Genomic DNA, 20,915 nt, shown 5'->3' with positions numbered 1-20,915 from the left:
ATTTTTCTCATTCATCACGAATAACAAGTTCCACAGATTCAAGTCGCCAGTATTCAAAATCAACCTGAACCACTTTTTTATCTCGGGTAGCCCGATGTTTTTCTACTAAAATTCCATAAGTATTAGGCGCAACGCCCAACTCTTTGCAGGCCACTTCTGGCATATTGACCGGTTTAAAAATCATTTCTTTGATATTTAAAGCATGACCAAACGCATCTTCCCAGACGCTGGCAAAAGACTGATTGCCCAATTTGTTAATGAATCCTGGCGCAACATCAGCATCAATATAGGACTCATGGTAAAACACTTTATGCGAATCAAGACCACACCAACCGGCAACTAAATAGCGATCACCGGAGGAGAGAAAAACATCATCAACATGGTGCGGAACCGTCGCAATCGTTTCTTTGGTTAAATAACCCCAAAAAGGCTTGCGCCCCTGAGCACAGGCTTCAGCATTAAAGCTGGAAAGTGATTTGGGATTATAAATAAATCGCTTCGATGAAATAAACCAACCACTGCGGTTCTTTCGGAAGATACGCGCATCGATCTCAAGCTCAATCAGAACCTGACGTAAAGTCATGCGCTTCGCATCCAGCAGCTCACATAACTCTCTCTCCGAAGGCAATTTAGAGCCCGCTGGCAAATTATTCTCGTTTAACCAGCTTTCAAAGCGCTCTCTAAGCACATCAACATTGTTTTTCTTTTTCATCTTGCTCGTCTGGTTTAAACCAATTTAAAGCTAAGATATTTGAGTGCAGGAAATACTCAAGTTTTTTTTCAACACAGAGTTTCTTTTTGTGGGCCAGGTATCAAGAATGGACTGAAAACATGGCGTGACAGGCAGGTTTTTTAACCCACCTTAGTATGCAGAGATAAGAACCACGAGAGAGGCAAATCAGGTGTTACCACCTGATTTAATTGCATGGCCAGAATGGCTTTATTTTCCCCACAAACGGCGGGAATTGTCTTCGATCTTGCAGCTTAAACGACGCTTTTGCATCGTTCTGGTCCAGCTTTTCGATAACCCGGCAGCCGAGAGTAAACGGTGATATTGTGAGTCATCAAACGGCATATGCCAGGCAATAGCAATCGCCTCCCGCACGCTGACGTCGCTGACGCGTGAAGCCAGGATCAACGGCGCGTCCGCCGACACCTGACCTGGAGCGATGACGCTGCACAACCAGCCCGTCTTGCCTGCCTCCTGCATCTGGCTGGCCATATCGCTGATGCCAAAATGGAAATTCAGCTTAAAGCACGGCGAGCGCGGCTGCGTGACCTGAATCAGCGCATCTCCCCACTGGAAAATATCGCCAATGAATACATTCTCTTCCGTTAGCCCCTCAGTAGAGAGATTCTCGCCAAACGCGGGCGCGACAAAGCGCTCTGCCTGCTCCGGAAACTCTTGTCTCCAGTGCTGATAGTGTTCACGCGGATAGTGGCACAGCGCGCGATCTGGCCCACCGTGAATTTTCTTTTCCGCCTGTTCATCACCCGTCAGCCCCAGTTCGGTCAGCATCAGCTCGCCGTCAACCTGGACCTTAGCAATCGCGCTGGGACGGCTTCCCGTGTAGTCCCGAACCTTGCCTGTAAAAACATCGACCGGATATCGCATCTGTTCCCTCTCCCGATAAATTTTCCCCCATTACACCACATTTATTTTACCCCAGTCGCTCAAAATGAGAGCACGGTTCACATGAAACTTAGGGACACATGCTATCAATGTAATCTGGTTTTGAAACATCATTTCAAATAAGGAGTCAACAACGTGACTGGTCAATCGCAATTTGCTGGCGTCTGGTGTCCTTCCATTACGCCAATGGATAATGACGGCAAGATCGATCTTAACGGTCTGAGCCAGCATCTCAAACGCCTTACCGAGGCCAAAATCGACGTGATTTTGCTGATGGGTAGCATCGGGGAATTTGCCTCCTTTACGCTCGAAGAAAAGCTGCTACTGATCCGCGAGGCCCGCGCCATGAGCTCGCTGAAGATGGTCGCCAACGTCTCATCCACCTGCCAGAATGATGTGCTGTTGATGGCGCAGGAAGCGTATCGCGCCGATTACGATGCCGTGATGATCCTGCCGCCTTACTACTACGGGCAAACGGCAAAACAGCTGCTGAGCTACTTCCGTCAGTTGGGGCAGAAGCTCAGCGGCAAATGGTTTGCCTATAACTTTCCAGCGCGCACTGGCTGCGATTTAACGCCCGAACTGGTTGCCACCCTCGCCGCCGAGTTCCCCAACTTCGCAGGCATTAAAGATACCGTCGACTGCCAGTCCCATACTCGCAGTATGATCCAGACCACCCGCGCCGTACGGGAGGATTTTGCCGTGTTGTCCGGCTATGACGAATACTACATTCCTAACCTGCTGGCAGGCGGCGCGGGGGTGATTTCAGGATTAAACAACGTCATGCCTGAACTGTTTGTCAGCGCACGGGAAGCATTTAAACAGGGCGACCTGACAGCACTTCGCGACATTCAGGACCAGATTGGCACCTACATGTCCATCTACGCCATCGGCGAAGATTTCGTCACCACCATCAAAACCGTGGTATCGCGTAAGTTTGGCTATTGCACCGGCGTGTCACGAAATGCCGGCGGAGAGTTGAACGAGGGTGAGTGTCGGACCATCGATGAGGTATTTGTCGTCAAAGCGTAAATCGTTAAGCCGGATGGAACAGACCATCCGGCAAAAGAGGCTTACTTCACGGCGCTACGAATATCAATTTCCGCCGCCCTGGCTTTAACTCTTTTCGACCAGATGGAAGTGATAATCGGCACCAGAATGGAGGTCACAATCACCGACGTGGCGACAAGGGAAGTTGCTGCCGGCGCCATCGGTTTAAATGCCGGAACCATTTCAGCAATCAGCACTGGCGTAGCGACCGCCGCACCAGCTGAGCTGGAGGCCGCAATCCCCGCTGTGCCATCGCCGCCACCAATCAGTTTATCGGCGATAATCAATGGAATACCGGTAATGATAATTACCGCCACGCCCAGCAAAATACCCAGTACACCGGTCTGCGCAATCACGCTCAAATCAATGGTGTTACCAAGCGCGAAGGCAAAGAAAGGAATCAATGTCTGCACCGCTTTGCTGAAGAACTCCCGCAGCTCAGGGTCCAGATTCCCCAGCGCAAAGCCAATCAGGAACGGTAATACGGCCCCCACAAACACGTGTGGTTCAAACGAAGCGATCCCGGCGGTTCCCAGAATTACCATAGTCATCAGCGGGCCAGACTCCAGCGACATCAGGACAAACGCCCCGGCCTCTTCTTTGGTGCCGTACTGCTGCATAATCGAGGCATACAGCCCGCCGTTGGTCATATCCATGGCGGCCACCAGCGCCAGCGTAGACAACCCGGCGAAGAAACCAACTTCTACACCATGTTCCGGCAGAATACGTGAAGCAATCGCCGCGACCACCCACGCTACCAGGATCTTGGTTATGACCAGCGTACCCGATTTACGCAGTACGGTACCGGTAGCGCTTAGCTTGATCGACGCCCCCATACAAAAGAACCAGACCGCCAGAATAGGCACCGTACCGGTGATCATACCGTTGGTAAAGGAGCCGAAGTATTTCCCGGCGCCGGGGGAAAAGGTGTGACACAACGCGCCCAGAAAAAGCGGCACCAGCATCATGCCGCCTGGGATTTTCTCTATCGTTCGTTTGATCTGCATTTCCATCACCTGTAGACATAAAAATGGGGCAATTTTTATGGGCGATTGCATCTTGCTTATGAGATGCGCCCGTCTTGATGAAACGAAGATAGACATTCATAGAGACTATAAAAGTGATCCCACTCGCATAATAAAACCTTGTTTCAATTTAAGTGGATCATTGTTTTTATATTGATTTTGATCACAAAAAAACCCCCACAAGCATCGCTTGCAGGGGCTTACTAAAGCGTAGAACTTATTTTTTCGCTGCGAAACGCGCGGCAGCTTCGTCCCAGTTCACCACGTTCCAGAACTCTTTGATGTAGTCCGGGCGGCGGTTCTGGAATTTCAGGTAGTAAGCGTGTTCCCAAACATCCAGGCCCACGATCGGGAAGCCGGAAGCGCCAGAGATAGCTTCACCCATCAGCGGGGAATCCTGGTTAGCAGTGGAAACAACAGCCAGTTTGTCACCTTTCAGAACCAGCCACGCCCAGCCGGAACCAAAACGGGTTGCCGCAGCTTTTTCAAATTCAGCTTTGAAGTTGTCCACGGAGCCGAAGTCACGTTCGATAGCCGCTTTCAGGTCGCCCTGCAGCGTAGTACCGGTTTTCAGACCTTTCCAGAACAGGCTGTGGTTAGCGTGGCCGCCCGCGTTGTTACGCAGTACGGTTTTCTTGTCTGCTGGCAGTTGATCCAGTTTGGTGATCAGCTCTTCAACAGGCAGGCTCGCGAATTCAGGCAAGCTTTCCAGCGCAGCGTTCGCGTTGTTTACGTAAGCCTGGTGGTGTTTGGTATGGTGGATTTCCATCGTCTGCTTATCGAAGTGCGGTTCAAGGGCATCATAAGCGTACGGCAGGGATGGCAGTGTATAACTCATAATCATCTCCAGTATTGTCGGGCGGCCAGTGTTAACGCCGCGTAAGCAGTTGGGTCATTATAGTTAATTAAATGATATTGAAAATGATTATCAATGCCGTACTTTTTACATGGCTATTATGAGGTAAAAGTGTGAGCATCACTGGGAAAATCAGGCTGATTTTGCCAATCTGAGTAGAAAATAGGCAGCGACATGAAGGACATGGGAGATAAAGCACGACATAGTCTGAAAATTATCTCACAAGGAAATATTGCTATGTCTGTCAACATCGCCCTTTTTGGTATCGGCCTCGACACATACTGGCCCCAGTTTACAGGCCTGGAGTCACGTCTTCAGGGCTATCTGCAATCAATTGATGAGCGCCTGACGGCGCAACAAGCCAGCGTGATTAATGGCGGCCTGATTGATAACGTCGATAAAGCCGATGCCCTTATCAGACGGTTGCAGCAACAGCCGGTCGATGCTGTCTGTCTTTACATCAGCACCTACGCGCTCAGCTCAACGGTGCTACCGCTTGTGCAGAGTATCAATAAACCGGTCATTATTCTGGCCCTACAGCCAGAGCCAGGGCTGCCTTATTCAACAATCCGTCAAATTCCCGATCGGGGAGGCCGTACTGGAGAGTGGCTGGCGCACTGTCAGGCCTGCAGCGCCCCCGAACTGGCAAACGTGTTTAACCGTGCGAATATCCGCTTTCAGTTGATTGTTGGCGCATTACAGGGCGATGAGTATGTCTGGCAACAAACGGCGCAGTGGCTACAGGCACTTAACGCTCGTCAAATGCTGGCAAATTGTCAGGTCGGCGTCCTCGGGCACTATTATGACGGCATGGTAGACGTTTACAGCAATATGACGAATTTGTCCGCCAAAATGGGCGTGCGCTTTAAGCCACTGGAAATGTGTGAGTTGGCTGAATATCGCGAGCAGGTCAGCGAGGCAGACCTCAACGCCAAACGACAGGAAATGCACCGTGTACTTCAGTTGGATGCGGCATGCGAACCTGCAGAGCTCAACCGCGCACTCACCACTGCCTGCGCCATGGATAAACTAATTGCCCAGAATAAACTCGGTGCACTAGCCTATTACTATGAAGGCCGTAACGGCAACGCTTACGAGAACATCATCACCTCAATCATTCTCGGCAACACGCTGCTTACCCACCGTGGTATTCCCGTAGCGGGAGAATATGAAATCAAAAATGTGCTGGCGATGAAAATTCAGCAACTTCTGGGGGCTGGCGGTTCATTCTCAGAACCATATGGCATTGAATTTAATGATGATGCTGTTTTGTGGGGACATGACGGTCCGGCACACCCGCTGATGGCGGATGGTCCGGTGAGTCTGGTGCCGCTGCCGGTTTATCATGGTAAACCCGGTAAAGGTGTATCTATCCAGATGACCGTGAAATCAGGTCCGGTGACCTTTCTTTCGGTAATTGAAGATGCCGAAAACGGGGTGCGTTTACAGTATGCCGAAGGTGAAGCTGTACCAGGTGAAGTCCTGGATATTGGCAACACCAATAGCCGCTATCGCTTCCCGTTATCAGCTCGCGAGTTCACCACACAATGGTGCATGGGCGGCCCAGCTCATCATTGCAGCATTGGCCTGGGGCACCATGGCGAGGCACTGGAAAAACTCGCCTGGCTACTGGGTATTCAGGCAGTAAGAATTTGCTAATCCTCTATATTTCCGCCCTTCTCAAAAAAGAGGGGCGGAGCCGCATTTGTGATCAATATCCCTTTCATCCCCTGAATTTTGCCAGCATTACTCATCCCACGGCAGCATGCTGAAGGTTAATCTATTGCTCACTCTTTAGACTTTTGAACATCAAAACGGGTGATTTTCATCCTGCCAAATCGATAATTCAAAAGGAAACAGAATGGGTAACGCAATTACGATGGGGATAATATGGCATCTAATCGGTGCCGCTAGTGCCGCTTGTTTCTATGCCCCTTTTAAAAAGGTACAACACTGGTCCTGGGAAACCATGTGGTCTATAGGTGGTTTTGTTTCATGGCTGATCCTTCCCTGGCTCGTCAGCGCGATCCTTCTGCCGGACTTCTGGGCCTATTACAGTTCATTCAGTGCGTCCACCCTGCTGCCGGTATTTTTATTCGGTGCCATGTGGGGGATTGGTAATATCAACTATGGCCTGACTATGCGCTATCTCGGTATGTCGATGGGGATCGGGATCGCTATCGGCATTACGCTAATTGTTGGTACCTTAATGACGCCAATCATTGCCGGTAAATTTGACGTGCTCATTGGCACACCAGGCGGACGTATGACCCTGCTCGGCGTGCTGGTCGCCCTGATCGGAGTGGCGATTGTCACCCGCGCCGGACAGTTAAAAGAGCGCAAGATGGGCATCAAAGCCGAAGAGTTCAATCTGAAAAAAGGTCTGATACTGGCGGTGATGTGCGGCTTTTTCTCCGCGGGGATGTCCTTTGCCATGGATGCGGCTAAACCAATGCACGAAGCCGCTGCAACACTCGGTATCGATCCGCTGTATGTCGCCCTGCCAAGCTACGTAGTCATCATGGGCGGTGGTGCGGTGATCAATCTGGGATACTGCTTCATTCGTCTGGCAAAAATGAAAAACCTGTCAGTAAAGGCCGATTTCTCTTTAGCAAAACCGCTGATTATCAGCAATATCCTGTTTTCTGCGCTTGCTGGCCTGATGTGGTATCTCCAGTTCTTCTTTTACGCCTGGGGCCATGCCAAAATTCCAGCACAGTATGACTACATGAGCTGGATGCTGCACATGAGCTTCTACGTCCTGTGCGGCGGTATCGTGGGCCTGATCATGAAAGAGTGGAGCAATGCAGGGAGACGTCCGGTCAGCGTGCTAAGTCTTGGCTGCGTAGTGATCATTGTCGCGGCAAACATTGTTGGTCTGGGAATGGCCAGCTAATCATGTTGGGTACTGAGATGACGCCACTGGCTCGGCGTCATCCCAACTTTACGGTTAAATATCACCCAGAATCAGTTTCCGTTGAACTACCTTAAATTAACCAAATATTAACCAAATAATGATGGCGTTACTCACAAAATACCTCCGTTCGAGCGTATAGCTTAAATCCGTTCAGCAATAAAAACAGATACCCGATAACCGGCACCCAAAAGCTCAAACGCAGGCCAATAGCATCAATAACCATCCCCTGGATAAAGGGCAGCACCCCGCCGCCAATGCCCGCCATAATCAAGCAAGCAGAAATAGATGCCGCATAGCGATCAAGGCCGGAGAGCGTGCGAGAGAAAATAATGGGATACATCACCGAGTTCATGAGTCCCGTCGCCAGCAGACAATAGCCGCCAAAACGGTTAGCGAAAACTATCGCGGCAACGGTTAGTAGTACCGCTCCCGAAGAACACAGGCAAAACAACAACTGAGGTCGGCAACAGTGAGCCAGCAAGCCATACAAAAACCGCCCCGCCAATGCACCGCCCCAGTACAACGCGATAAAGGAGGTCGCTTGTGCAAGCGAAAACCCGCCCAAAGATGGGTCGTGAAGATAGCTGAGAGCCGTAGTACCAATGCTGACTTCAACGCCAACGTAAACAAGAATGCCACTCACCCCAGTACGAAACTGCGCATAGCGCCTGAGCGCACGAATCGCAGAAAAAATATTCTCGTGCGCGTCACGAAAATCAGCAATTGAAAAACGGTATAACGCAACCAGCAGTATGCCTCCCACCAGCATCAAACCGAGATACATCCCTGGAACTGAAATGACAGAGCCAGCCAGAACAACCGCCAGGACGACAGGCGCCAGCGCCGCCCCGAGGGAGTTGATGGACGACGCCAGACTGAGGCGTCCAGCCGCACTTTGCGCCTCGCCAAGCCGATTAACATAAGGGTTTGCGACCACCTGCATCGCCGCAACCCCCATCGCCACAATGAAAATCCCCACCAGGCAACCGGCAAATGACGCCAGCCAGAGCGATACGGCAATCACCACCGAACCACTTGCGGCAAGTATCAACGCCAGTAAGAGTGCGCTGCGATACCCTAAACGCGCCATCCAGCCTGAACACGGTAAACAAATCACAAACGGTGCGAGATAAAACGCCACATTTACCAACATCGAGTCTCGCCATGAAAGCGAAAAAACTTGCCGGAAAAAGGGAATCGTGGCGCTATTAATTGCCGTCAGGACGCCCCAGTAAAAAAAGACAGCCGACAGCATAATGAACGCCCGGCGAGGATTCTGTACCATGATTTATCCCGCCATTTCCTGTGCCAGATGCACGGCGACATCCTGCGGCGACATGCTGCCAAGCAACTGCTCACGGAACTCCACATGCATCAACTTACGCGCCAGACGGGAGAAGATTTTCATATGATCGCCCTTCTCCTGCTCGCTCACCGTCAGCATGATAACCAGCGAGACATCCACCTCGTCGCTCCACGCCAGCGGCTCACTCAAACGCATCACCGACACGCTACTGTGCGCGACCGCCGCCGATTTGCAGTGCGGAAGCGCAATCGCAAATCCTAATGCGGTAGAGAAAATCGCCTCACGCTGCCAAATAGCCTCTTCAACGGCTGAGCCGGAAAAGACCCGCTGTTCGACCTCAAGATTATCGGTGAGCACCTTAATCGCCTCCGCTTTACGGGTAATCGCCCGATCGAGCAGGATCAGGGCGGGATCAAACACGGGTTTTGCTTGCGCCGCCACCTGTTGTGAAAGTAGTACCGCCACGTCCTGACCACTTTCACAAGCTAATGCCCGTTCCAGCGTCTGCTCGCTGTGCGCGAGGGTTAAGGTCATTAAGCGCGCCTTGGCTGGCGCAATACGGCTTGAGGACATGCTGATCTGTCGTAAACCAACGCCCAACAGTAGCGCCAGCGCCGACGGGTCGCCGCCCATCTCGCCGCACAGGCTGATCTCAATACCGGCCCGCTGCGCGCGTGCCGTCATCTCCTTCAGTAACTGTAAAAACGCGGGGTCAAAATAATTGTAGAGATGTCGAACCTGCGCGTTGCCCCGGTCGCAGGCCAGGAAGTATTGCGTCAGGTCGTTGCTGCCAATCGAAACAAAGTCGATATACGCAGCGGCTTTCTCCAGCAGATAAAGCACGGATGGCACTTCCGCCATAATACCCAGCGACCACTGCCCAACCGCCGCCCCCTCGGCCAGCAGTTGCGCCGCTGTTTGCTGGAACTGTTCACGCAGCCACTTCACCTCAGCAAGCGTAGTCACCATCGGCGCCATAATGTGCAACGGTCCGGCGGCGCTGGCGCGCAGTAGCGCACGTATCTGAGGACGGAAAATCGACATAAATTCGGGATACAGGCGGATGCCGCGCCAGCCAAGAAACGGGTTTTCCTCCGGCGGCATCGCCAGATAGTCACAGGGTTTATCGCCACCAATATCCAGCGTACGGATCACCACTTTACGCCCCCGCGCCTGTTCCAGCACATGACGATAGGCCTGGTACTGCTCCTCCTCGTCAGGCGGCGCGGCTCGTTCGCAGAACAGCATTTCAGTGCGGAACAGACCAATCCCCTCCGCCCCGGCGGCAAATGCCGCTTCCACTTCCGCAGCCAGCGCGATATTCGCCAGCACCGTCACCCGTTCGCCCTCTTGCGTCGCCCCAGGGCGTTGAATAAGCGGCTGTAAACGCGCCTCAAGGCGCTGACGTTTGTCCTCTTCCAGTTGATACCACCGCAGAGCCTGCTCATCCGGTGACACCACCACCACCCCGTGGCGAGCGTCGAGCAGCAGCGCTTCACCACCGCGAATACGCCCCGCTTCCGCCGCCTCTACGCTCAGCAGCGGAACCCCAAACGATCGCGCCAGAATGACGGTATGTGATGTTTCCCCGCCCGCGCCCATCACCACACCTTTCAGATGCGGGCCGCGCAGCGCCAGAAACTGGCCTGGCGTTATGGGAACCGGACTGATAACGATGGTATCTTGCGACAATGCCGTTTGCGGCATCAGCGGCTGCGCGGTGAGATGCGCCGCCAGACGCAGGCCCAAATCCTGTAAATCCAGCACCCGCTGTTGTAGGTAGACGCTGCGACTTTCGCGCAGCGGCGCGCTCAGTTCATCCAGCGCCAGCGCCAATGCTGCCAGCGCATTGCGCGCTGTACGGTCGGTAAGTAGCGAGGTTTCGAAGAGCGCATCGTCCAGCAGTTTGACATGAGCCTGTAGCACCGCTGCGGCTTCTCCCTGCGTATGCGGTAATGCGTCGTGCAGCTCGCGGCGTACTTGCTCAAGTGCCGCCGTCAGCGCGGCTCGCTGTACAGCCGGCGCCGCCACCGCCTCTTGTTCTGCCAATTGATACAGATCCGGCACGCCCAGATGCATTGCCACCCCTTGCGCCAGCCCAGCGCTCACGCCGTTACCGCGCACCCACTCCGCACGGGTCTGCGCCAGAAAAACCGGCAGAGGTTGCTCCACCCGTTCCGGCGTCCGGGCAACGGGTTCATCACACGCGGCAAACTCTTGCCTCACAAACTGAGTCAGCGCCTGATGCGCGGCAGATTCATCCTCGCCCTCAATCACCAGTTCACACGGGTCCTGATACAAAATATCGGTCCCAATCATCGCCAACACGCTACGGGCATCGGCCTGACGCTGGTTACGCAGATTGCCTATTTGAACGCGAGCCTGAAATGCGCTGACGCGCTGCTCTAACGCACTGGCGGGGCGGGCATGTAGACCATTTGGCAACGGGCAGGTAAAACGAATGTTTAACACAATATTATCCTCTGGCTGCAGGCGTAATACGCCATGAGATCGGCGTGCAGGCCGGTATCGTTTCATGCGATGAGTTCAGCGATTTTTCCGCCAGCGTAACTTCGCGCACTGTCGCATCAGCAACCGGCGTTGAGCTGATCTGCGGCTGCGAGCCGGGGTTCCAGCCGCGTAAAATCAGCGCATCTTCACGTTGCGCTTTTTTCAAGGTGCTGAAATGGAGTGGTGTCTCCCAGTGCAGCAGGCTGTAGACTGTCGGGAATGTCAGCGCGTGTGGATTAGTTTTAAAACGCGCCCAGCCGGAATCCAGCCAGCCAACTGGCGGTGTGCGCCAGGCTTCGACTTCACGCCAGAAGTTCGGGCTTTCACCATCGCACAACGGGATGAGCGCGAAGCGGGCGCTAAATTCGCCTGGGATCTGTGAGTCTGGGGAAGGCAACGCCATACCGGATGCGCGTCCCGGACGCCACGGCATACCGGCACGTCCCAGCCAACCCACGCTACGCAGTAGCGTAATGGCGATAACCGATGGGCGTTCTGCGGGAATTTCATATTCTCGCAGCCCATCCGTCACCACACTGATGCCCTGCTTGCCATCATGCATCATTACCAGACTTTGCATTGGCCACAGCGATGCCGGGGCTTCACCCCAATTTTCCTGCTGCCAGACATCCAGCGTGGCCGGTCGGTTGGCGCGACGAATGAGACCAAACGGTTGATCGGCAAAATGGACATCGGTAAAGACATCAGCAGGAATTTCCACCTGTAAACGATGATCGTGCAAGGTGTTGTTGACGCTAACCTGGAGGTCCAGCGTCGGGCGCTGGTGATCCAGCATGACCACCATGCTGACATCCAGTCGTGCATTACAACGGTGCTCCTGCCTGTCGGCCAGCGTGTGCGGTGCTGCGATAGACCAGCTTAGCGACAACGTGTCCACCAGCGCGCCGCGCTGCCAGTCGGCGTGAAGCAGCGCCCCTGCGCCGGTAACGCGCCAGTCATCCTCTGGTGGAGAATAGTTATAGGTGTCACCGGCATCGCCGCCGTCCACCAGTTGAATAAGGTTATCCCAGCGCTTACCGCTGCGCTTATCGACCAGAACAACCTGTTCGCCTTCCAGCGTCAGGCGTAACCACGGATTCTCCAGCGCCTCTTCTGTTGAGGACGGCACAGCAAATCCGGGGGCGCACTCATCTTGCAGATAAAGGGTGGTATAGCCGCAGGCGGGGAGCGATGCGACCTCCAGTAAAATATCGCACCGCCGATAGAAGACGGGATCGGGACTATTGGACAGCTCCTGAACAATGACGGACATATCTTGCGATGTCTCACGCATAATCTGCCAGCGGCAGGGTTGTCCCTGCTCGTCAACAATGCGGAACGCCTCACCGGGTAGGTAGAGCGTCAGCGCCACCAGGCCATCGCGCACCGACGGCAGCGCGTTAAAGACGATGATTTTTTTACCCTGTTGCTGCGCCGTAATGCCGTTTGCCAACATCTGCATATTCAGCTCGTACAGGCGCTCGGCTTTTTCCTGACCCGAGAGCAAACGCGCCTTCACCATTGCATTCACGCGATCGGCGTTACACCCACCGATGCTATCGTGAGCGTGGGATTTCATCGCCTCGCGCCATATTGTCTCAATGGCGCGCTGCGGATAGGGCAACCCCAGCGTCCAGGCCACACTCAGCAGCGGTTCTAGCTGACGGCTGACGAAGTTCTCCAGCCGGACGTTGGCCTGTTTAATATCCATGCGGGTAGAAAAAATACCGCGATGGATACGCATATATTTCGGGCTTAGCAGTTCGCCCTCAAAGATCGCCAGCGGCGTATCCGCCAGTGCGGCAAAGTAACGGCTAAAGTCGCTGCGAATAAAGCGGTACGCCGTTTGTTCCTGATTCAGCGTGTCGAGCATTGCCGGAACGCCGTACTCAAACGGTGACTGATCGTTACCGTTCGGCAGTAGTAGCTGCGTACTGCGGCTAAATGCCGCCTGCTTTTCCATAACCGCAGAGAGGCGCGGCCAGGCCTGGTTGGCATCCGTCGGCAACCACTTAGCGCACCCATAACCCTGCGGTAATACCGCCGTCGTCACCACGCTGCCCCCCTGGCTTCGCCAGCGGAACTCGGTAAACGGCGTGTCGTACTCGCTCCAGCCGCGCCAGATAACCGCGTGGTCGATGGCAAACTGATTAAGGAACATGGGCAACTGTGCGCTCTGGCCAAAGGAGTCCGGCACATAACCGACCGCCATTCTCGGCCCTATCTCGTCACAGTCTGCCTGCCCCAGCAGCAGATTGCGGGTGATGGACTCAGCGCCAACCACCAAAAAATCGGTCTGTGTATACCAGGGACCGATTAACAAACGTCCGGCTTTCACCAGCGCCTGCACGCGTTCGCGGTTTTCTGGTGCCAGTTGGAAATAATCTTCCAGCACCACCGTTTGGCCATCAAGCATAAATGGACCTAATGATTCATCCGCTTCAAGATGTTGGATAAGATCTGCCATAAAATAATAAAGCAGAGCCTGGGAATCATTCTCCGTAAAATACCATTCACGATCCCAGTGCGTATGCTGAATTAAATGAACCGTTTTCATTTCGTTTATTCCTGTTTTAAGGCGTAGGTAACCCGCACGGATATTTACCCGCGCTAAACATAGGGAAATATTAATTCAGTAGTACGTCTAACGGCTGGCTTTAAATTTCGGCGCCGCCGTCTCTTTTCTCACCTCAGGCGTGGCTGTCGGGCCACGGAATATCAACAATGAGCCGCAGGCGATAATCGCCGAGCCGCAGACAATCGAGAGCACATAAATCGGCCATTTTTCTACCGCCAGCCAGCCGTAAAAACCGGAGATCGGCGCATGGTTTACCGCCCCTAATCCTACCGCCATCGCCGCCCCCACCGCCGAGCCAATCACGTTGACGACAATAATTCTTGGGTTTGACAGCGCAAACGGAATGGCGCCTTCCGAAACACCAATCAGCCCCATCAACGTAGAGGCTTTACCCGCCTCACGCAGGGATTCCGGGAAGCGTGACGACCACAGCAGCGTAGCGACACCCAGACCAATTGGCGGCACGATAATCGCCACCTGCGCGGCGGTGTTTGGGTCATAAATACCGGAGGCCAGTAACGCCATTGCCGTCGTCACCGCCGCCTTGTTAATCGGGCCGCCGAGATCAAACCCAACCATGCCGCCAATGACCGCCGCCAGCAGCACTTTGTTCGTGCCGGACATGGATAACAGCCAGCTTTCCATGCCGTGATTCAACGCCGCCAGCGGCGTACCGATAATAAATGCCATCACCACGCAGGTCAGCAGCGTACCACCGACTGGCAGAATGAAAATAGGCACAGCAGAGGAGAGCGCCTTCGGCAATTTGATGTAGCGGTTCAGGGCGCGAACGATATAGCCCGCGACAAAACCGGCCGCCAGCGCGCCGAGAAAACCCGTTCCCAGGTTACTCGCCAGCAGTCCGCCAATCATCCCCGGCGCAAGACCCGGTTTGTTCGCCAGCGCAAAGCTGATATAGCCGGCCACCACCGGCAACATCAGGGACAGCGCCAGCCCGCCGAAACCATCAAATTTGTGCAGCAACTGCACCACCATGCCGGCCTGCTCGTAGCTGGCATCCCAGATGTTATCAATACCGTAGAGAGAAGCGCCGATACGGGCGATCCCCATTAGCACAGCTCCAGCAATGACAAACGGCAGCATCCATGAAACGCCGGTCATAATGGCGTTCTTGACCTCTATCCCGGTAGACGGTTTGTCTCCCCCCTGAAACTTAGCCATTTGCAACCTCCTGCTCTACTGCTTCAAACACCGCATCGCCAAATTTGATGGGATCAGAGACGCTGCATTCGAGCTTCACCATGCCATCGAAACGCTCTTTCCCGCTAATCGCAACGTCGGCAGCAATGATGACCGCGTCAGCGCGCGCCAGATCCTCTGGCGTAATTTCATTCTCAGCGCCAATGCTCCCCTGCGTTTCCACTTTAACTTCATGCCCACGGTTTTTCCCCGTGATTTCAAGCGATTCCGCAGCCATGTAGGTATGAGCAACGCCGGTCGGACAAGCTGCAACACAAACAATGTACATAATGATTCCTCATAGATTCAGGCAATAAAAAAAGCACAATGGCGAAAGTGCGCATTGTGCTTTATATAGGACTAACAAATTGATAAACCTGGCTTTCACCGTCAGCGCCGCTGGCATGGCGGCAAACTAACAGTTGGTGCAGGCTGGAGTTACGGAAACTGAAGGCCAGCTCGTCACGTTTGCGACGGCACAGCAGCGCCTGTGGGAAATGCAGGCCAAAACGGGCAGGACGATGACAGCGTTGACGTACGCTCGCGCCGATAGCTTCGCTGGCGCAGTCCCACAGGCTGGACCATTCGCGCGCCATTTGCGTATCCATACACTCCTGCTCGGCGATATCATTTTCAGCCAGATCGTTAACGGAATTAAACCAGCAAAAATAATCAAGCATACGTTTAATTTTGCGATCGCAAGATAGCAAAATTAAAAGCAGACTTTTGATGATTATAGAGTTGGTCAACACAAACGTTACTCCGATAAATAAGTTTGCTGAGAATAAAACAAAAATAAAAGAGCAACTGTGATTTATTGCACAGAGTATTCACTCATTATGTCTGATTTAGTCCGAATATGTATCAAAACGCCACTGCAATATATAAACCAGATTTATATATTATGGTGTCACCCGACTACGATGGCGCCATTGCCCTGGCGTCATCCCGACTTCGCGGTTAAATACCACCGAAAAATAGTTACTGTCTTCAAAACCGCACTGCATAGCAACTTCACCAATCAGCTTTTCAGTATGCGATAACAGATACTGAGCATGGCAAATGCGCAGTTGCCGCAGGTAATGGTTGATCGTCATCCCGGTCTGGCTGCGGAACTGCTGGCGCAAAACGCGTTCGCTGCACCGTTCACGCTCGCAAAACGTATCCAGTTCGAACGCATGCTCATGGCTACCGGCTAACGCGGTGATCAGTTTATCCAGCAGCGTTTCACTTGACGTCGCCGGGAGCGTATCCGTGGCATAACGATGACGTTTAAGGTGAGTTACCAGTTGACCAAACAGCAGCTCAGCCATGGTAAAGGCCTGCGCATCGCGCTGATTACTTTCATGCTCAAGCTGGCTTATCACCTGTCTGGCCTGGGTCATGCCAACGCTGCCGAGTCGCCAGTGCGGCTGCCTCGGCGTACCGTCAAATCCGGGGATCGCCCCTTGCCAGTCAACATTCAGCGTTAACCGCTCCGGGCAGTAGATGATATTTTGCAACACAAGGTCGTTAACGGAGGTATAGGAGTGTTTATCTTCGGCGCGAATGTAAAACAGATCGCCACGGGTTATCCGGTACGGACGATCGTTAAGGACATGCAGACCATTGCCGCGCCAGACCAGAACCAGCTCGCAAAACTCGTGGGTATGCTCAGCAAAGACATCCTGCGGATAACGATCGGCCACGGCGACAGCCTGCTGCTCATGCGCAAAAAAGTCTGATTTCAAAAGAACCAGATGATTCGCCATCACATCACCTCAACCTGTACGCTTGCCGGATGCGCTGCGCTTATCCGGCATGAAAGGGTATGATTATCAGCAAACGGACGGTAAAAAACGTTGATAGCTTTCGCGTTACTGAAGGCTGCTTCCCGCTATAAGGTCACGCCCCTGACGAATATCGCGTGGCGACCACTCGAACTCACGGCGAAAAAGCGTCGAAAAGTGGTTACTGTCACCGAAACCGCAGAGATAAGCGATATCAGTCACGCTGTCATCACTGTGGCGGAGCAGATGCCTGGCTTTAATCAGTCGCAGACGGTTAAGGTAGCGCTGCGGCGTCAATCCTGTTTGCTGTTTAAGCTGGCGATGCAGAGTGCGTAAAGAGAGCGAAAACTTCTCGGCCAGCGCCTCCCAACACACCTCTTCGGCAAAGTTATCCTCCAGCCATGCCATCAAAAGGTTAAGCCGCGCATCGTTATCGGTCGCCGCTTCCATCAGGCTGCTTTTACGTAGCAGTACCAGCAACTGCATAAACAAGATCTCGCGATTTGCCGCCGTGGGCGTATCCATCTCCTCGCCGAGCGTCTCCATCTGCCCCACCAGGTGACGAACCTGCTGCAGTACGCCCTGGTTTACGCGCCAGTGGGAGGGATACTGCCCATTTTGTTCCTGAGGTAAAAGCTGATTCAGCCCGGCCAGAAATTGAAACGCATCCGGAGAGCGATACAAAACATTGGTCAGACACAGATTGTCAGTATGTTCATATAAATGCCTGTCATGATCGCGGACGAAACACACCGTACCGCCGCTGATGGTGTAAGGCTGTCCGTTGAACACATGGATCCCCGTTCCATGTTCGACCACCACAATTTCATGAAAATCATGATGATGTTCAGGAAACGCGGGCTGAGGAAGCCGCGGTTCAATAGCCACTGGCGCTTTACCTGTCGGAAAAAAATCCACGCAATGCAGTACGGTCATGACGGCTCCCCCTGATTAACGAATATGGCTGAATAGTAATTAAGGGTTCCTACCCTCACCTTAATTTTTTGACGCCAAAGTGCGTAAACACGGTTAATTCTTCAAGAAATGGCGGGAAAGATCGGGAAATGCGGAAGGCGTCACATCCGCCAAAATCCGCGCGATTAGTGGAAACTGTGAACAACATCACGTTCACCTTTGCCATGTTGCCAGCCGCTAATTGGGGCTGTCACTGTCAAGAAGGTACGCTTTATTCGGGGTTCTTAGACTGAGTGCAATAAAACTCAGAAGGACCTCGCCATGACTTTTCGCCATTGTGTCGCTGTCGATCTCGGCGCATCCAGTGGGCGCGTAATGCTCGCACGTTACGACAGTAAACACCGCACCCTGACGCTGCGTGAAATCCACCGCTTCGTTAACTGTCTGCAAAAAACGGACGGTTTTGACACCTGGGACATCGACAGCCTGGAAAACGACATTCGCCTTGGCCTGAAAAAAGTCTGTGATGAAGGCATTCGGATAGACAGCATTGGCATTGATACCTGGGGCGTGGATTACGTATTGATCGATAACGCCGGCCAACGTGTTGGTCTGCCGGTCTCTTACCGTGACAGCCGCACGACCGGCATTATGTCACAGGCGATGGCGCAGCCAGGTAAAGGTGAAATCTACCGCCGTAGCGGCATTCAGTTTCTGCCGTTTAACACCTTGTATCAGCTACGTGCGCTGGTTGAACAGCAGCCAGAACTGCTTGCGCAGGTGGCACATGTCCTGCTGATCCCCGACTACTTCAGCTTTCGCCTGACCGGCAAATTGAACTGGGAATACACCAACGCCACCACCACCCAGTTAGTCAATATCAACACCGACGACTGGGATGACACGCTGCTGGCGTGGACCGGGGCAGACAAAGCCTGGTTTGGTCGCCCGACGCATCCGGGGAACGTCATTGGTCACTGGATTTGCCCGCAGAAAAACCAAATTCCGGTTGTGGCCGTCGCCAGTCACGACACCGCCAGCGCGGTCATCGCTTCACCGCTGGCCGATAAAAATAGTGCGTATCTCTCTTCCGGTACCTGGTCGCTAATGGGCTTTGAGAGCAGAACGCCGTATACCAACGATGCGGCGCTGGCGGCGAACATCACCAACGAAGGGGGTGCGGAAGGGCGCTACCGCGTACTGAAAAACATCATGGGACTGTGGCTGCTCCAGCGCGTTTTAAAAGAGCGCCAGATTACCGACCTGCCAACGCTTATTGCCCAAACGCAAGCGCTGCCGGCCTGCCAATTCCTGATTAACCCGAACGACGATCGCTTTATCAACCCCGACGATATGAGCGCGGAAATTCAGGCGGCCTGTCGTGAATCGGGTCAACCCGTTCCCCAGCAAAACGCCGAACTGGCGCGCTGTATCTTCGACAGCCTGGCATTGCTATACGCTGACATTCTGCAAGAACTGGCACAACTGCGTGGTGCAGCATTTAGCCAACTGCACATCGTTGGCGGCGGCTGCCAGAACGCCCTACTGAACCAGCTGTGCGCGGATGCCTGCGGTATTCGCGTGATGTCCGGGCCGATTGAGGCCTCCACGCTCGGCAATATTGGCATCCAGTTGATGACGCTGGACGAGCTTAACAACGTTGATGATTTCCGTCAGGTGGTGCGTGCCAACTACGACCTGACCACCTTCATTCCAAATCCTGAAAGTGAAATTGCCCGCTACCAGGCGCAGTTTCCATCACTACGACAGACAAAGGAGCTTTGCGCATGACCACTCAACTTGAACAAGCCTGGGAACTGGCAAAACTACGTTTCGCCGCGGTAGGCATTGATGTCGAGGCGGCCTTACGCCAGCTCGATCGTCTGCCGGTCTCCATGCACTGCTGGCAGGGCGATGATGTCGCCGGTTTCGAGAATCCAGAAGGCTCGCTCACAGGCGGTATTCAGGCTACCGGCAACTATCCGGGCAAAGCGCGTAACGCAACCGAGCTGCGCGCCGATCTGGAGCAGGCGCTGAGCCTGATCCCGGGTCCAAAACGTCTGAATTTGCACGCGATCTATCTGGAGTCCGATACGCCGGTTGCCCGCGACCAAATCAAACCTGAACACTTTAAAAACTGGGTCGAGTGGGCGAAAGCAAACCAGTTAGGGCTGGATTTCAACCCATCCTGCTTCTCTCACCCGCTGAGCGCCGACGGCTTCACGCTGGCCCACGCCGATGACACCATTCGCCAGTTTTGGATTGACCACTGCAAAGCCAGCCGTCGCGTCTCAGCGTATTTTGGCGAGCAGTTGGGTACGCCGTCGGTGATGAATATCTGGATCCCGGATGGCATGAAAGACATTACCGTTGACCGGTTAGCGCCGCGCCAACGTCTGCTTGAAGCACTGGATGAAGTGATCAGCGAAAAACTCGACCCGGCGCACCATATCGACGCCGTCGAGAGCAAGCTGTTTGGCATCGGCGCCGAAAGCTACACCGTGGGCTCCAACGAGTTCTATATGGGTTACGCCACCAGCCGTCAGACTGCGCTGTGCCTGGATGCGGGTCACTTCCATCCGACTGAAGTGATTTCCGACAAAATCTCCGCCGCCATGCTGTACGTACCGCGTCTGCTGCTGCACGTCAGCCGTCCGGTGCGCTGGGACAGCGATCACGTGGTGCTGCTGGATGACGAAACGCAGGCGATTGCCAGCGAGATAGTCCGCCACAACCTGTTTGACCGCGTACACATCGGCCTCGACTTCTTCGACGCCTCTATTAACCGCATCGCCGCGTGGGTTATCGGCACTCGCAATATGAAAAAAGCCCTGCTGCGCGCGCTGTTAGAACCGACCGAACAACTGCGTCAGCTGGAAGCCAGCGGCGACTACACCGCACGTCTGGCCTTGCTGGAAGAGCAAAAATCGCTGCCGTGGCAAGCCGTGTGGGAGATGTACTGCCAGCGTCACGACACGCCAGCAGGAAGTCAGTGGCTGGACAGCGTGCGCGCCTATGAGAAAGAGATTTTGAGCAAACGTAGCTAACCGTGACACCAGGCTTACAGGCCGGATATGACGCCCCACGTCGCTATCCGGCAATGAATGAAAGACGATTGCCGGATGGATCTTCACTTATCCGGCCTACGTAAGACC

17 protein-coding genes are annotated in these 20,915 nt (G+C 53.8%); 5 read left to right on the top strand and 12 right to left on the bottom strand.

Annotated features, from left to right (window positions below):
* Nucleotides 1-7 precede the first annotated feature (7 nt).
* Both HV334_RS00530 and yiiM read right to left on the bottom strand, forming a co-directional pair.
* On the bottom strand, nucleotides 8-712 hold the full coding sequence (locus HV334_RS00530; RefSeq protein ID WP_181221050.1) for a GntR family transcriptional regulator: 705 nt from the start codon (nucleotides 710-712) through the stop codon (nucleotides 8-10).
* A 228-nt stretch (nucleotides 713-940) separates the two neighbouring features.
* The gene (gene yiiM, locus HV334_RS00525; protein ID WP_181221049.1) at nucleotides 941-1,615 is read right to left on the bottom strand and encodes a 6-hydroxyaminopurine reductase; all 675 of its coding nucleotides are present in this window, start codon (nucleotides 1,613-1,615) and stop codon (nucleotides 941-943) included.
* Between the two features lie 153 nt (nucleotides 1,616-1,768).
* On the opposite strand from yiiM, the gene HV334_RS00520 reads away from it, so the two are divergent.
* Nucleotides 1,769-2,665, top strand: a complete 897-nt coding sequence (locus HV334_RS00520) for a dihydrodipicolinate synthase family protein (protein ID WP_016155205.1) — start codon at nucleotides 1,769-1,771, stop codon at nucleotides 2,663-2,665.
* A 41-nt stretch (nucleotides 2,666-2,706) separates the two neighbouring features.
* Here HV334_RS00520 and kdgT read toward each other — a convergent pair whose 3' ends face one another.
* Both kdgT and sodA read right to left on the bottom strand, forming a co-directional pair.
* Nucleotides 2,707-3,690, bottom strand: coding sequence for a 2-keto-3-deoxygluconate transporter (kdgT, locus tag HV334_RS00515; protein ID WP_016155204.1), 984 nt, complete (start codon nucleotides 3,688-3,690; stop codon nucleotides 2,707-2,709).
* A 235-nt stretch (nucleotides 3,691-3,925) separates the two neighbouring features.
* Nucleotides 3,926-4,546, bottom strand: coding sequence for a superoxide dismutase [Mn] (gene sodA / locus HV334_RS00510; RefSeq protein WP_016155203.1), 621 nt, complete (start codon nucleotides 4,544-4,546; stop codon nucleotides 3,926-3,928).
* A gap of 255 nt (nucleotides 4,547-4,801) precedes the next feature.
* Between sodA and HV334_RS00505 the strand changes: the two genes are divergently transcribed.
* Together HV334_RS00505 and rhaT are read left to right on the top strand one after the other, a co-directional pair.
* Nucleotides 4,802-6,223, top strand: coding sequence for an L-fucose/L-arabinose isomerase family protein (locus HV334_RS00505; RefSeq protein ID WP_019077921.1), 1,422 nt, complete (start codon nucleotides 4,802-4,804; stop codon nucleotides 6,221-6,223).
* 202 nt (nucleotides 6,224-6,425) lie between these two features.
* Entirely contained in the window at nucleotides 6,426-7,460 is a 1,035-nt protein-coding gene (rhaT, locus tag HV334_RS00500; RefSeq protein ID WP_016157897.1) for an L-rhamnose/proton symporter RhaT, read from the top strand.
* A 127-nt stretch (nucleotides 7,461-7,587) separates the two neighbouring features.
* Here the strand turns inward: rhaT and HV334_RS00495 are convergent, their stop codons facing one another.
* The 8 genes from HV334_RS00495 to rhaS form a co-directional block, all read right to left on the bottom strand.
* Nucleotides 7,588-8,766 (bottom strand): MFS transporter, encoded by a 1,179-nt coding sequence (locus HV334_RS00495; protein WP_181221048.1) that lies wholly within the window; start codon nucleotides 8,764-8,766, stop codon nucleotides 7,588-7,590.
* 3 nt (nucleotides 8,767-8,769) lie between these two features.
* Nucleotides 8,770-11,259, bottom strand: coding sequence for a phosphoenolpyruvate--protein phosphotransferase (gene ptsP / locus HV334_RS00490; protein ID WP_181221047.1), 2,490 nt, complete (start codon nucleotides 11,257-11,259; stop codon nucleotides 8,770-8,772).
* A 4-nt stretch (nucleotides 11,260-11,263) separates the two neighbouring features.
* On the bottom strand, nucleotides 11,264-13,855 hold the full coding sequence (locus HV334_RS00485) for a glycoside hydrolase family 38 C-terminal domain-containing protein (RefSeq protein WP_181221046.1): 2,592 nt from the start codon (nucleotides 13,853-13,855) through the stop codon (nucleotides 11,264-11,266).
* 87 nt (nucleotides 13,856-13,942) lie between these two features.
* Nucleotides 13,943-15,058, bottom strand: a complete 1,116-nt coding sequence (locus HV334_RS00480) for a PTS fructose transporter subunit IIC (protein WP_049282357.1) — start codon at nucleotides 15,056-15,058, stop codon at nucleotides 13,943-13,945.
* Nucleotides 15,051-15,365: a PTS fructose transporter subunit IIB gene (locus HV334_RS00475; RefSeq protein ID WP_016157892.1), complete on the bottom strand. Its 315-nt coding sequence runs from the start codon at nucleotides 15,363-15,365 to the stop codon at nucleotides 15,051-15,053. The genes HV334_RS00480 and HV334_RS00475 overlap by 8 nt, the downstream gene beginning before the upstream one ends.
* A 61-nt stretch (nucleotides 15,366-15,426) precedes the next feature.
* Nucleotides 15,427-15,756: a hypothetical protein gene (locus HV334_RS00470; protein WP_181221045.1), complete on the bottom strand. Its 330-nt coding sequence runs from the start codon at nucleotides 15,754-15,756 to the stop codon at nucleotides 15,427-15,429.
* A gap of 222 nt (nucleotides 15,757-15,978) precedes the next feature.
* The gene (gene rhaR, locus HV334_RS00465) at nucleotides 15,979-16,827 is read right to left on the bottom strand and encodes an HTH-type transcriptional activator RhaR (RefSeq protein WP_049040553.1); all 849 of its coding nucleotides are present in this window, start codon (nucleotides 16,825-16,827) and stop codon (nucleotides 15,979-15,981) included.
* Nucleotides 16,828-16,932: 105 nt separating this feature from the next.
* A complete protein-coding gene (rhaS, locus tag HV334_RS00460) occupies nucleotides 16,933-17,781 on the bottom strand; it encodes an HTH-type transcriptional activator RhaS (RefSeq protein ID WP_016157890.1) in 849 nt (282 codons plus the stop codon).
* Nucleotides 17,782-18,081: 300 nt separating this feature from the next.
* On the opposite strand from rhaS, the gene rhaB reads away from it, so the two are divergent.
* Nucleotides 18,082-19,551 carry a rhamnulokinase gene (gene rhaB / locus HV334_RS00455; RefSeq protein WP_181221044.1) on the top strand — a complete coding sequence of 490 codons (1,470 nt, stop codon included), beginning with the start codon at nucleotides 18,082-18,084 and terminating at the stop codon, nucleotides 19,549-19,551.
* Nucleotides 19,548-20,807, top strand: coding sequence for an L-rhamnose isomerase (gene rhaA, locus HV334_RS00450; protein WP_019077926.1), 1,260 nt, complete (start codon nucleotides 19,548-19,550; stop codon nucleotides 20,805-20,807). Before rhaB ends, rhaA begins: the two co-directional genes overlap by 4 nt.
* Nucleotides 20,808-20,915 lie beyond the last annotated feature (108 nt).

The sequence above is a fragment of the Citrobacter sp. RHBSTW-00944 genome, from assembly GCF_013615435.1.
Lineage (GTDB): Bacteria > Pseudomonadota > Gammaproteobacteria > Enterobacterales > Enterobacteriaceae > Citrobacter > Citrobacter braakii.
The sequence above is the reverse complement of the archived record's forward strand: the minus strand, read 5'-3'. Positions and strand labels throughout refer to the sequence as shown.

Excerpts from the sequence above, each read along its gene's own strand:
- HV334_RS00505 (WP_019077921.1), top strand. The coding sequence starts at position 4,802 with ATGTCTGTCAACATCGCCCTTTTTGGTATCGGCCTCGACACATACTGG.
- kdgT (WP_016155204.1), bottom strand. The coding sequence starts at position 3,690 with ATGCAGATCAAACGAACGATAGAGAAAATCCCAGGCGGCATGATGCTG.
- rhaB (WP_181221044.1), top strand. The coding sequence starts at position 18,082 with ATGACTTTTCGCCATTGTGTCGCTGTCGATCTCGGCGCATCCAGTGGG.
- HV334_RS00485 (WP_181221046.1), bottom strand. The coding sequence starts at position 13,855 with ATGAAAACGGTTCATTTAATTCAGCATACGCACTGGGATCGTGAATGG.
- HV334_RS00480 (WP_049282357.1), bottom strand. The coding sequence starts at position 15,058 with ATGGCTAAGTTTCAGGGGGGAGACAAACCGTCTACCGGGATAGAGGTC.
- HV334_RS00470 (WP_181221045.1), bottom strand. The coding sequence starts at position 15,756 with ATGCTTGATTATTTTTGCTGGTTTAATTCCGTTAACGATCTGGCTGAA.
- rhaS (WP_016157890.1), bottom strand. The coding sequence starts at position 17,781 with ATGACCGTACTGCATTGCGTGGATTTTTTTCCGACAGGTAAAGCGCCA.
- HV334_RS00530 (WP_181221050.1), bottom strand. The coding sequence starts at position 712 with ATGAAAAAGAAAAACAATGTTGATGTGCTTAGAGAGCGCTTTGAAAGC.
- rhaA (WP_019077926.1), top strand. The coding sequence starts at position 19,548 with ATGACCACTCAACTTGAACAAGCCTGGGAACTGGCAAAACTACGTTTC.
- rhaT (WP_016157897.1), top strand. The coding sequence starts at position 6,426 with ATGGGTAACGCAATTACGATGGGGATAATATGGCATCTAATCGGTGCC.
- yiiM (WP_181221049.1), bottom strand. The coding sequence starts at position 1,615 with ATGCGATATCCGGTCGATGTTTTTACAGGCAAGGTTCGGGACTACACG.
- sodA (WP_016155203.1), bottom strand. The coding sequence starts at position 4,546 with ATGAGTTATACACTGCCATCCCTGCCGTACGCTTATGATGCCCTTGAA.
- rhaR (WP_049040553.1), bottom strand. The coding sequence starts at position 16,827 with ATGGCGAATCATCTGGTTCTTTTGAAATCAGACTTTTTTGCGCATGAG.
- HV334_RS00495 (WP_181221048.1), bottom strand. The coding sequence starts at position 8,766 with ATGGTACAGAATCCTCGCCGGGCGTTCATTATGCTGTCGGCTGTCTTT.
- HV334_RS00475 (WP_016157892.1), bottom strand. The coding sequence starts at position 15,365 with ATGTACATTGTTTGTGTTGCAGCTTGTCCGACCGGCGTTGCTCATACC.